Origin of the sequence: Paenibacillus sp. BJ-4 (genome assembly GCF_020404765.1) — a bacterium.
In the GTDB taxonomy this organism is placed as follows: domain Bacteria; phylum Bacillota; class Bacilli; order Paenibacillales; family Paenibacillaceae; genus Paenibacillus.
Genome location: NZ_JAIVEM010000190.1, coordinates 33695 through 46130 on the forward strand (window position 1 = coordinate 33695; position 12436 = coordinate 46130).

Sequence of the window (12436 nt, forward strand, 5' to 3'; positions counted from 1 at the left end):
TATAACCTTTTCAGTTACAGGAAACAAATCTGCTCTATTTGCAGAAAAAAACCACACTCCTGAAAAGGAGCATGGTTCCATGACATATCTTGGGAGGGTTCTCGTAATGTATTATGCGTCGTGCAATTGATTTTATTCTCCCAGAGTATATCCCAATTGTTGCATAAAACGACCAAAGGCCTGCTGACCGGACGGATTCCGTTTATATACTCCTGCATGCTCCAGAATTTCGCTAAATTTCAGTCCAACTTCATTTTGCACGGTACGGACAGCCGTCTCCTTGTCAGTCAAGCGACCAAATCGGGTTTTTAGCTGATAGATCCAGTCTGCATGCTTGAACAGCGGATGTTCTTCCTCCTGCATGGCAGCAGCCAGCTCATCGTTCCCGCACAAAATATCTGCAATTCCATCCAGTTCTGCCTTAAGCCGCCCCGGTAATATGGCAAGTCCCATAACTTCGATCAGACCGATATTTTCCTTTTTGATGTGATGCATCTCGCGGTGAGGATGAAAAATACCTTCCGGGTATTCATCACTTGTTCGGTTGTTGCGCAGCACCAGATCCATCTGGAACCTTCCTTCGGAATCCCGGCGCACGATCGGCGTTACTGTGTTATGTGGAATCGTTTCCCCAGCCTGCTCTGTATGAGAGAAGACGTCGGCCGCAGGATCGTTGTAAGCTTTCCAGGCTTCAAAAGCAGCATTTCCTGCCTCCAACAGCGCCCCGGCATCCGTTGACGTAAGGCGGATCACCGACATGGGCCAATTCACGATGCCTGCCGTAACCTGCGGAAAGGCTTTATTATGGTAATCCCCGTCCACACCTGCTTTTTCAATCGGGAATGTATGGCGCCCGCCTTGAAAATGATCATGGGTCAGGATCGATCCACCGACAATCGGCAGATCCGCATTGGAGCCGATAAAATAGTGCGGAAACGCTTTCGTAAAGGCCAGCAACCGCCGTAGCGTGTCCTTCGTCAGCTTCATCGGCACATGATCATGATGGAACACGATGCAATGCTCGTTGTAATACACATAAGGAGAATATTGAAAAAACCACGGCTCCCCATTTAATTCCAACGGAATGATGCGCAAATTTTGACGTGACGGATGATTTACCCTTCCTGCATATCCTACGTTTTCACGGCATAACTGACATTTGGGATACACAGGCGGTGGAAGCAGCTTCGCCATCGCAATTTCTTTTGGACTTTTTTCCGGCTTGGACAAGTTAATCGTAATTTCCATATCCCCGTAAGCTGTCGGTTGATTCCAATACACATTATTGGAAACTCGGTCCATTCGAATGTAGTTCGAGTCGATAGATAGTTGATAAAAAGCATCTGTCGCCGCCTCTATGCCACGTTCAGCCTCCGTTTGATGAAAGTCACGAACGACCTCAGAAGGTCTCGCCATCAGCAAGCCCATAATTTTGGAGTCCAGCAAATCACGATACGTATCTGTGTTTTCAGGGATAAGTCCAGTGGCAACGCCATAATCAATCAATACATTGAGCACAGGCTGGAGAACTTCAGGGGCAGTAATGCCCCCTGCCTCCCCACCGGAATAAGGCTCCGAGAAACCGAATTGCTCCAGCAGCAAATTACGGCTGTAATCTATATCTTGCTGACTGATCAAGCCCCGATTTTGTGCGAATGCAACCAATTGTTCCACCGCATATAAAGCGGCTTGCTGCGCCGTTTCATCGATGTCATCAGCCAGGTGCCGGTTATGTTCCTCATCTTGGCTCTTAGCTGCGAATTGACTTTCACTCATATGTCATCGTCTCCTGTCTATTCGTCGCCGTAGCCCTGAGGATGCGACTGATGCCAGCTCCATGCTCCGCTAATAATGTCCTCCAGCCTGGTCCGTGTCGGACTCCAGCCAAGCACGGAACGAGCCTTGTCAGAAGATGCAACCAATACCGCAGGATCACCTGCACGGCGTGGTTCCGTAACAACCGGAATGTCAAGCCCAGTCACCTTGCGTGCCGTCCCAATAACTTCCTTCACTGAGAAGCCCTGTCCATTGCCCAGATTGAACACATTGCTCTCATTGCCTTCGCGCAAGTAGTTCACTGCACGGACATGAGCATCTGCCAGATCGCTTACGTGAATGTAATCACGGACACACGTTCCGTCCGGTGTCGCATAATCCTCACCAAACACGGCAATGTGTGAACGCTGTTTCAGGGCTGTTTGCAGTACCAATGGGATTAGATGGCTTTCCGGGCGATGGTCTTCACCAATCTTGCCGCTCTCATGTGCGCCAGCCGCATTAAAATACCGCAAGGACACATATTTAATGCCCAATACTTTATCAAACCACGACATCATGCGCTCCATCATGAGCTTCGTTTCACCATACACGTTTGTTGGCTCTGTACGATCGCCTTCTTCAATCGGCACCTTTTCCGGTTCGCCATAGGTAGCCGCAGTAGATGAAAACACGATTCGACGCACGCCGGCATCCTTCATAGCCTCCAGCAAGCTCAACGTGCCAAACACGTTGTTGTCATAATATTTACCAGGATTTTGCATGCTTTCCCCAACCAGCGAGTTGGCTGCAAAATGGATAACCGCGTCAATACTATTTTCGGAGAACAATTTGGACAGCAGCTCTTTATCTCTCAAATCCCCTTCATACAACTTGCCTCCAAGCAGCGCTGCCTTGTGTCCGGTCTGCAAATTGTCCAGCACAACTACTTCTTCCCCTCGATCCAACAGCTCTGCTACTGTATGTGAACCAATATATCCCGCTCCACCTGTGACCAAAATTGCCATGTTATTCGTCCTCCTTCAGTTCTTTAACTCCGTCTCCCGCTTTACATACATAAAAACTGGCTTCCAGCCCTGTCCGGGTCTGATAAGCTTCGCCAACTTCCTTCACAAAACGTTCTACATCATCTTCATGAACCAGTGAAACCGTACAACCTCCAAAGCCAGCTCCCGTCATACGCGCACCCAGCGTGCCGGAAATTCGTCGTGCTTCCTCGACCATGACATCCAGCTCCGTACAGCTGACCTCATACAAATCGCGCAATGAATCATGCGAAGCGTTCATCAACTGCCCAAAAGCTGCGAGATCATTGGCCGCAAGCGCATCGACAGAGGCCAGCACACGAGCATTTTCCGCTACCACATGCTGTGCCCGGCGACGCACCGTTTCATCCGCTATGTGATGCTGCAGCTCGCCAAAACGGGCCTCATCCAGCTGAGCGAGGTATTCCAGTGCTGGCTCCTGCTGCTGCAAAATGGACAGCGCTTCGGCACATTGGCTGCGGCGCTCGTTATAGGCTGAGTCCACCAGCCCGCGGCGCTTGTTCGTGTTGCCGATCACGAGCTTATAGGCCCCCGTACGGAATGGCACCTTACGGTACTCCAGCGTATCGCACATCAGCAGAATGGCATGATCAGCCGCTCCGTTCGCGACAGCGAACTGGTCCATAATACCGCAGTTGACACCAACGTAATTGTTTTCTGCCCGCTGCGACAACAAAGCGATTTCGACCGTATTTGTCTCCTGTTTTTCGATCGTGAGGAACGCGTATCCCGTTACCACCTCAATGGAGGCAGAGGAGGATAATCCAGCACCGTTCGGTATTTCTCCATGATAGAGCAGGTCGTATCCACTAGACGGATAAACTTCCTTTTCAGCCAGCTCCACCAGCACACCGACCGGATAGTCCACCCACTCATCGGTTTTACTCTTACCTATTTCTCCGCGTGGAATAGATACTTCATATGAAAGATTTGTCGAAGCAAAATGAATTTCATCATCATTACGCGCACGAAGGATCAGTGTCGTTCCGAATTCCAGCGCAGCCGGGAGTACGTAGCCACCGTTATAATCGATATGCTCTCCAATCAGATTGACCCGCCCGGGTGCGTGAAATATCCGCAGTTCATGACTGCTTTCACCATATTTTTCAATAAAATGTTTCTTTAATTCAGCAGCGTTCATATCCGCATCCACCTCATTCACGTTAGTAAAGGTACCCTGACTTCCCTGTACAATCTTAATCAGGTTGACATCTCTTATGAATTCAGTATAAATGAAAGCGCCACACAATGTAATGCATCCATGTGTTGAAGATATGGATAAATGTGACTTGGACATGTACAATGTAAGTATACCGCATTCGCTAAACTATTCACAAATGCAGGAAGGATGACCCTATTTTGCAAGCGCATTCATATAGTTATGCTGTCGCCTCCAATCCGGTGTTTTATGAAAATAGCCCGCTGCATGTACTCTTTGCCGGGGAGAGCCAAACCAAATCCGGTCATGCCGTAGGGCCGAAGCTCTACGATTACTATCTGCTTCATTTCGTAGAATCGGGGAAAGGTATTTTCCGAACGGAACAGCACACATACCAGCTTGAAAAAAACGATTTTTTTCTCATCCATCCTGGTCAGCTTGTGAGCTATACCTCGGATGAAGAGGAACCATGGCGTTATCGTTGGTCTGCCTTTACCGGATACCTCACCGAGCAGGTGGTGCAGGAAGCAGGACTGCGCGTTCATCAGCCTGTCTTCCATGCCTCCGATCACAATCCCATTCCCGGTTATCTGGAGCAAATGCAATTGGCCTTCTACAGCAGAAAATCCAGCTCTCATCTTTCAGCACTGGGCTATTTGTATCTGATCATGGGAGAAGCAGGTAATCATCTAAGTGACTGGTCTGATCCGTCAGGGGCGGATTCGCAAATTCGACGTACAGTCAAGCAGATGGTTCAGTACATGTCCACCCAGTATGCACACCCCGTTTCCATTGAACAAATGTCTGAGGGACTTGGGTATAATCGTGCGTACTTGTCACGGATATTCAAGAAGGAGACGGGCGTCTCCCCCGTTACCTATTTGCTCAAGCTGCGAATCGACAAATCACGTCAGCTGCTGCGTGAGCGTCCCGAGCTGTCCGTGGAGCAGGTAGCCGCCTCGGTTGGATTAACCGATGCTTTATATTTTTCACGTCAATTCAAGCGCTTCTGCGGTCAGTCACCAACCGAGTATCGAAACAAGGTTAAGCAATATCCACAGTCGTAAAGTAGGCTTTAGCAGGTTGCATTGACCTGCTGCTTCTGACGGACGATTGAGCTTCTTTTACAGAGAAGACAGGACAGGCAGTGGTTTCCCTAACTCCCTACCATAATAAACAGCCCGCATCCTCCAAGCGGTTGCGGGCTGTTAAGTATATATCGTATAAGAGAATGTGAAATTAGGTCGTTGACTCCAGAATACCTTTTGCCTTTAGGCTGTGCCGCCATCCTGAGTGTTCCCGGTATGCAGAATGGAATCAATCCGATCCAGTTCCTCCTGTGAAAAGTCCAGATTGGACAAGGCGGCGACATTTTCTTCAATTTGGCTGGCACGGCTGGCCCCAATCAGGACGGAGGTCAGGCGTCCACCACGCAGAGCCCAGGCCAACGAGAACTGAGCCAAACTTTGTCCGCGTGCAGCTGCCATTTGGTTGAGCGCACGTACCTTGCGAAGTGTTTCAGGCGTCACATGGTTCTCATTCAAGAAGACAGACGTACTCGCCGCACGTGAATCCTCGGGAATTCCGTTCAAATATTTATTGGTTAGCAATCCCTGAGCCAGTGGGCAAAAGGCAATGCTGCCTATCCCGTTTTCGTCCAGCACATCCTGTAATCCGTTTTCAATCCAGCGATCGAGCAGAGAATATTTGGGCTGATGAATCAAAAGCGGTGTTCCCAGCTTTTTCAATATACGGGCCGCTTCTGCCGTTTGCTCCGCGCTGTAATTAGACACACCCACGTACAGCGCTTTGCCGGAACGTACGATATGATCCAGCGCCTGCATCGTTTCTTCCAACGGTGTATCAGGATCAAAGCGGTGAGAGTAAAAGATGTCGACATAGTCCAGCCCCATCCGCTTCAGGCTCTGATCCAGACTGGAAATCAGATACTTGCGTGAGCCCCAATCCCCATAAGGTCCCGGCCACATATAGTAGCCTGCTTTGGTCGAAATGACCATCTCATCACGATAGGGTTTCAGATCACTAGCTAACACTTGTCCGAAAAATTCCTCTGCTGATCCCGCAGGAGGGCCGTAGTTATTGGCCAGGTCAAAATGCGTAATTCCCAAATCAAAGGATCGGGTAATCATACTGCGACCATTCTCCGCATTGTTAATCCCGCCAAAATTATGCCACAAGCCCAACGAAATGGCGGGCAGTTTAAGACCTGATCTCCCTGTGCGGTTATATTTCATGATTTCATAACGATTGTCGTCAGCCAAATAAACCATGCTATCCCTGCCTCTCTCGAAACATTCTTATGTCCAGTACGGTCATGTCCGGTACAACCATACTATAGCGCTTTTATCCGACCGTTGACAAGAAAACGATTACAACCCTAATTGTTCAGCGAGTTGTCCCATAACCTTTCCAATCGGCTCAGTGATAAGGAGATCCGCCTTGTGATCATACGAGGTGGGGTCGGTATTGAGCAGAACCGTATGTTTACCGTGGAAATAAGTAATCAGACCTGCCGCAGGATGCACGGTCAACGACGTTCCTCCAATTAACAGCAGATCGGCCTGCGAAATGGCCTGGACGGAGCGGATGAGGGTATCCTGATTCAGCTCCTCCTCATATAAAACAACATCCGGTTTGATAATTCCCCCGTCTACCGGACATTTGGGTACGATCTCAGAGCTGCTCATTATTTCATACAGACTGTAAAAGCGCCCGCACTTCATGCAATGATTGCGATGCACCGAGCCGTGAAGTTCCAGTACATTTACACTGCCCGCGGCCTGATGCAATCCATCAATATTTTGTGTTACAACCGCTTTAAGTCGGCCTTGGTGTTCTAATGACGCAAGGAAACGATGACAGCCATTCGGCTCCGCATCGGGATGCAACATTTTGCTGCGATAGAAGTCGAAGAACACTTCAGGATGCTTTACAAAAAAAGAACGGCTAAGCATAACCTCCGGGGAATAAGGCAGCTTTTCCTCACTCTGATATAAGCCAGCCGCTGAACGAAAATCCGGAATACCGCTTTCCGTCGATGTCCCTGCTCCGCCAAAGAAAACAATATTTTGCGCGTCCTGTATCCATTCAGCCAACATTTTTACTTTGTCCATGTTTTACGCACCTCCAGTTCTTCATACGCGCGGATAACCATATCCGCATCCAGCAAATGAGCCGAACGTTCCGGCTCCGGCGCAAATCCAATGGCCAACCGTACCCCGGCACGCTTACCCATCTGCATATCCCCGTTGCTGTCTCCGATGACAACCACATCTGATGGTGACAGTCCCAGTAAAGCACAGGCTTTTTCAGCCATTTCCGGGTCAGGCTTGCCGTATGTAACCCTATCGTGTCCAATGACCTCGTCAAAACAGGATGTTAGCCCCATCCATTCCAAATGCTCCTGTGCGGCCTCTGTACTGTCAGAGGTCACAACTGCCAGCTTTATTCCGGCGCAGCGGCTTTGCTCCAGCAACATCCGCAACCCCGGAAACACTTTTGCTGCCCGGTGTCTTCGAATATCAGCCATCGCTGTTTTATTAAAATCGCGGACAAGCCGCACGGCTTCATTCCATGGCACACCGGCAGTATACAGCTGCCAGGCGAGCACGCCCGTACTTTCATCCACCGTTCCCATAGCCAGCGGACCGGAAGGATCATAACCGATCACGCACCCCTCCTGGTCATGAAGGGTACCTAGAACCCTACCCTTTTCCACTGTAAAACTGGTACCTGCCAAGGCAAGGTGCTGCTCCATCATATCCAGTATAGAACGAGCCCAAGGACCCCACAACTGAATAAAATCCAGCAACGTACCATCCTTATCCAATAAAATGCCACGGCACGGATACCGTTTTCCCTGCACGATCAGCTCAGACATGCAGTATGCCTCCTTTACTGGTTTTTAGGAGCCCCATCCACACTCTCTTTCATCCAGTCCTGTAAAGCCGATACTGTCTGATTCCATTGCTCCACGGCACTAATTGTAGCTGCGTTATCCCCTTTTTGAGCTCCGTAGCTGCCGAACTGGGCATGATTGCCCCCCTCCACTGTAAAATATAATGTATTGGCTGGTAAATAGGCTCTGCCACTCTGAACCTGATCCATATTGATCACTCCGTCATCACTTCCCAGAAGAGAAATAACGAGCAAATTCTTATCCTTTAAATTCCCTTTGCTATCCGGGTAGGAAGCGAGGAAAAATACACCCTTGATCTGGTCGGCATGTGCGGCAGCATAGCGGGCTGCCATCACACCACCCAACGAATGGCCTCCAATGACAAATGCTTCTTTCGGATAAGCCTTGAGCACTTCACCCGCCAAATCTGGGGAAGCCAGTGGCAGATTCAACGGCATTTTTGCAATGATCACATGATGGCCCTTTTCCGCCAGACGCCGTGCCAAAGGTGCGTAACTTTCGGGCTTCACCAGCGCTCCCGGGTACAAAATGACTCCGGCGCCACTTCTTTTGGCGGGCTCAAATCCAATCCAGTGCTCTTGTTCATTTACCTTCACAGCATCAGCTGCTTCTGCTAATGCAGCTACCGCCGTCTCATCAGGCTGATAAGGTGTAAACACCTTCCATGCTCCCCAACCTGCGATCAGCACAATGACAATCAGGATGCCCAGGAGGATCTTCCATATTTTCCGAGGACCGCGTGTCCCATATGAACTGTATGAGCTTCTTGTTCTTCTTCTCATTTTAAATGTTCCTTTCACCTTGCCTGCCTCATGTTTCGTCATTTGAATATAAAAAGTGCAGCTGTATTCAACAGCGTAACTATAGCCTTGTTAGGGTAACATCGTTGTACATACAGGGTCAAATCAGCAAACATTTCCAAGTATTAGCCTATCTTTATCCGCTGTTCAAGCTTTCGCCACACAATAAGGACATGATAGCGCTTACCATTGTGAATTAAATCACAATGGTAAGGTCCAGAGTATCGTACCTTGTTCCTTGTAAAGAATTATTTTTTAAATAGTTTACACGGCTGAATGCCGTTCGGAGGGAAACACATGACGACAAGCCATGATGTACAGGGTGAAAGCTTCTTTCTCAATTTGCGATTTATGTTGATCATATGTGTATTTGCAGGGAATGCATTGGAACCACTGGCCAGTTCATTTGATATTGCACAGCAATTTTTCAGCTGGATATTTATGTTCCATATGCCGTTGTTTGTGCTTGTTACAGGCTATTTTGCAAAGTCCTCCCTAACCGGATCGGCAGGACGTAAAGTTCTTCTACAGATTGGTATGCAATATCTTATTTTCCAATCGCTCTATTCTGTATTGGACGCTGCACTCTTTCACGTTCCCCGTATCCATCATTCTTTTTTCGCACCTTACCTGCTGCTCTGGTTCCTCGCCAGCCATATCTGTTGGAGACTGTTAATGCTCGCTTTGCAGGGAATGCCGCCTGTCTTGCAATTGGGCATATCCGTACTACTGGGTATCCTTGTCGGATATCTCCCTATGGAGGGTATATGGCTAAGCGTATGCAGAACCTTTGTTTATTTACCTTACTTTATAGCAGGATATCATTTGAACTATGCAGACGTTCGGCGCTTCTTTACAGCTCCAGTCCGAATAATCACTGGTGCTGTATCCGTTCTGCTCATGGTAATGGCGGGAACGTCGTATTTCGGCATCCCGGCAGGCTGGCTGTATGGGAGCATGACTTATGGTGAGCTGGGACACACCGAATGGTACGCAGGGATTTACCGTATCGGTATTTATGGAGTTCAATTCATAGCCTCTATGGCATTTCTAGGCTTTGTTCCATCAATCACAGGACGTATCACCGAGATGGGCCGGCGGACATTATATGTCTTTTTGCTTCATGGCCTGATCGTCCGTACCGTTGTTGCGAAGGGAGTCTACGAATATATAGATACTCCGGTAGAGATCATTTTAATCGTAGTGTGCGCAGCAGGTCTGTGCTGTTTGTTGACCATGCCCTGGGTTCGGACTGCAACGCGCCCTCTGATTGAGCCACAAGTGGATTGGATGCTCAAACCAGCCCTTTATCCTTTTAGACGATCTGCATAATTTTTTAGCTTCCTTTATATCAGGCATAAACACGCGACAACTCGCTTACAGACGAAAAGGCAAGGGACTCATGACCTTTTTTACTCCGCATAAAGCCTGTTTCATAGAGGCTCAATGTGGTAAGTAAAGGATGCGCGCAACAAAAAACAACTTTTTAAAAAGGAGTGATTTGTGATGGCACGTAATCAAAATCAAGGGAAAATGAGCCGTGAAGAAGCAGGTCGCATGGGTGGAGAGGCGACTTCGAAGAAGCACGACAAGGATTTTTATCAGGAGATTGGTAGAAAAGGCGGGGAAGCAACCGCAAACTCTCATGACAAAGAATTTTATCAAGAAATCGGCAAAAAGGGCGGCGATGCTACAGCTGAGTCGCATGACAAGAATTTCTACAGAGACATTGGTCGCAAAGGCGGCAAAAACTAAGTTGTAGTGTCCCATTGTACCCTCCCTTAATCATAGAAATGAGCTTGAGTCCACCCGCTTTATTGCGGTGTGGGCTTTTTTGCCGTCATTTTTTATCATTTTTCGAAATCTTATATATGTAGAAAAAAGCTCACATCTATGATAGACTCTTTAGAAAACATCTGCGCTATTAACGGCGTCTATTGAACGCCATATCATTTTAAACTTTGGGGGGAAACCAGCATCATGACAGCTAAGACGAAAATGCGTTCCGATATGATTAAAAAAGGCTTTGACCGCGCTCCTCACCGCAGCTTGCTGCGCGCAGCGGGCGTTAAGGAAGAAGATTTTGACAAGCCGTTTATTGCGGTATGCAACTCGTATATTGACATTGTACCGGGTCACGTTCATTTGCAGGAATTTGGCAAAATTGTCAAGCAGGCTATTCGTGAGGCGGGCGGAGTACCTTTCGAATTTAACACCATCGGTGTAGATGACGGTATTGCCATGGGGCATATTGGTATGCGTTATTCTCTGCCAAGCCGTGAAATTATCGCCGACTCTCTGGAAACGGTCGTTTCCGCCCACTGGTTTGACGGCATGGTTTGTATTCCTAACTGCGATAAAATTACCCCCGGCATGATGATGGGTGCATTGCGCGTCAACATCCCTACTATTTTCGTCAGTGGCGGTCCTATGAAAGCTGGTAAAGACAAAAATGGTCGCTCTATTTCCCTGACCTCCGTCTTCGAGGGCGTAGGTGCATTCCAGGCGGGTAAAATTGATGACCAAAGCTTGCTTGAATTGGAACAATACGGCTGTCCGACATGTGGCTCCTGCTCAGGAATGTTCACAGCGAATTCCATGAACTGTCTCGCTGAAGCGATGGGTCTGGCTATGCCAGGTAACGGTACCATCCTCGCGGTAGCAGAAGAGCGTAAAGAATTCGTCAAACAATCTGCACGCCAATTGATGGAATTGATCAAGCTGGATCTGAAACCACGTGATATCGTGACTAAAGAGGCCATTGATAATGCGTTCGCATTGGATATGGCAATGGGCGGTTCCACCAATACGGTATTGCATACGTTGGCATTGGCTCATGAAGCTGAAGTGGATTACCCTATTGAACGTATTAATGAAGTCGCAAACCGCGTACCTCATTTGTCCAAATTGGCACCTGCTTCCGACTATCACATTGAGGATGTTCATAATGCAGGCGGCGTAAGCGCAGTGCTGAATGAACTGTTGAAGAAACCAGGCGCACTGCATGGTGACTGTATTACTGTAACCGGAAAAACCATTCGCGAAAACGTAGAGGGTCAGGAAATTTTGGACACGAATGTTATCCACAAGCTGGACAACCCTTATTCCGAACGCGGCGGTCTGGCTGTATTATTCGGTAATCTGGCACCACAGGGCTCCATTATTAAGGTCGGTGCTGTTGATCCTTCTGTTGGCGGTTATCACAAAGGTCCTGCCATCTGCTTTGATTCACAGGAAGATGCACTGGCTGGCATCGCCAACGGTAAAATCAAGGAAGGACATGTTGTTGTTATCCGTTATGAAGGTCCTAAGGGCGGACCGGGTATGCCTGAAATGCTTGCTCCAACTTCACAAATCGTGGGTATGGGGCTCGGTGCCAAGGTTGGTCTGATTACAGACGGACGCTTCTCAGGTGCATCCCGTGGTATTTCCATCGGCCACATTTCCCCTGAAGCCGCAGAGGGCGGCCCTATCGCTTTTGTTGAGGACGACGATATCATTGAGCTGGATCTGAACAATCGTAAGATTGAGCTTCAAATTACGGATGAAGAATTTGAACGTCGCCGCGCCAACTGGAAGGGCTTCGAGCCAAAGGTGAAGACTGGCTATCTGGCACGTTATTCCAAGCTGGTAACGAACGCAAGTAACGGCGGAATTATGAAAATCTAATGTTTGTCTAAGATATATTTTATGAACAGTTAAAAAAGCCTCCCGC

Annotated in this window: 11 protein-coding genes; 4 read left to right on the forward strand and 7 right to left on the reverse strand. The window is 48.4% G+C overall.

Annotation, left to right across the window (positions count from 1 at the left end; translation table 11 throughout):
- Window positions 1-132: 132 nt before the first annotated feature.
- The 3 genes from LCF57_RS27160 to LCF57_RS27170 are packed head-to-tail and all read right to left on the reverse strand — an operon-like array spanning window position 133 to window position 3963.
- The gene (locus LCF57_RS27160; RefSeq protein ID WP_226003448.1) at window positions 133-1776 is read right to left on the reverse strand and encodes a UDP-glucose--hexose-1-phosphate uridylyltransferase; all 1644 of its coding nucleotides are present in this window, start codon (window positions 1774-1776) and stop codon (window positions 133-135) included.
- Between the two features lie 17 nt (window positions 1777-1793).
- Complete coding sequence (gene galE / locus LCF57_RS27165; protein ID WP_226003449.1) at window positions 1794-2783, reverse strand: UDP-glucose 4-epimerase GalE; 990 nt, start codon at window positions 2781-2783, stop codon at window positions 1794-1796.
- A gap of 1 nt (window position 2784) precedes the next feature.
- Complete coding sequence (locus LCF57_RS27170; RefSeq protein ID WP_226003450.1) at window positions 2785-3963, reverse strand: galactokinase; 1179 nt, start codon at window positions 3961-3963, stop codon at window positions 2785-2787.
- A 218-nt stretch (window positions 3964-4181) separates the two neighbouring features.
- Here LCF57_RS27170 and LCF57_RS27175 point away from each other — a divergent pair, with 218 nt between their 5' ends.
- Window positions 4182-5048: an AraC family transcriptional regulator gene (locus LCF57_RS27175; protein WP_226003451.1), complete on the forward strand. Its 867-nt coding sequence runs from the start codon at window positions 4182-4184 to the stop codon at window positions 5046-5048.
- 204 nt (window positions 5049-5252) lie between these two features.
- Here the strand turns inward: LCF57_RS27175 and mgrA are convergent, their stop codons facing one another.
- From mgrA to LCF57_RS27195, 4 genes are all read right to left on the reverse strand, one after another.
- On the reverse strand, window positions 5253-6272 hold the full coding sequence (gene mgrA, locus LCF57_RS27180; RefSeq protein ID WP_226003452.1) for an L-glyceraldehyde 3-phosphate reductase: 1020 nt from the start codon (window positions 6270-6272) through the stop codon (window positions 5253-5255).
- Between the two features lie 99 nt (window positions 6273-6371).
- Window positions 6372-7115, reverse strand: a complete 744-nt coding sequence (locus LCF57_RS27185; protein WP_226003453.1) for an NAD-dependent protein deacylase — start codon at window positions 7113-7115, stop codon at window positions 6372-6374.
- A complete protein-coding gene (locus tag LCF57_RS27190) occupies window positions 7103-7882 on the reverse strand; it encodes an HAD family hydrolase (RefSeq protein WP_226003454.1) in 780 nt (259 codons plus the stop codon). Before LCF57_RS27190 ends, LCF57_RS27185 begins: the two co-directional genes overlap by 13 nt.
- 14 nt (window positions 7883-7896) lie before the next feature.
- On the reverse strand, window positions 7897-8703 hold the full coding sequence (locus LCF57_RS27195; protein ID WP_226003497.1) for an alpha/beta hydrolase: 807 nt from the start codon (window positions 8701-8703) through the stop codon (window positions 7897-7899).
- Between the two features lie 315 nt (window positions 8704-9018).
- Here LCF57_RS27195 and LCF57_RS27200 point away from each other — a divergent pair, with 315 nt between their 5' ends.
- The 3 genes from LCF57_RS27200 (at window position 9019) to ilvD (ending at window position 12390) form a co-directional block, all read left to right on the forward strand.
- Window positions 9019-10053, forward strand: a complete 1035-nt coding sequence (locus LCF57_RS27200) for an acyltransferase family protein (RefSeq protein WP_226003455.1) — start codon at window positions 9019-9021, stop codon at window positions 10051-10053.
- 174 nt (window positions 10054-10227) lie between these two features.
- Complete coding sequence (locus LCF57_RS27205) at window positions 10228-10476, forward strand: KGG domain-containing protein (protein WP_025717949.1); 249 nt, start codon at window positions 10228-10230, stop codon at window positions 10474-10476.
- A 225-nt stretch (window positions 10477-10701) separates the two neighbouring features.
- Window positions 10702-12390 (forward strand): dihydroxy-acid dehydratase, encoded by a 1689-nt coding sequence (gene ilvD, locus LCF57_RS27210; RefSeq protein ID WP_226003456.1) that lies wholly within the window; start codon window positions 10702-10704, stop codon window positions 12388-12390.
- The last annotated feature ends 46 nt before the right edge of the window (window positions 12391-12436 follow it).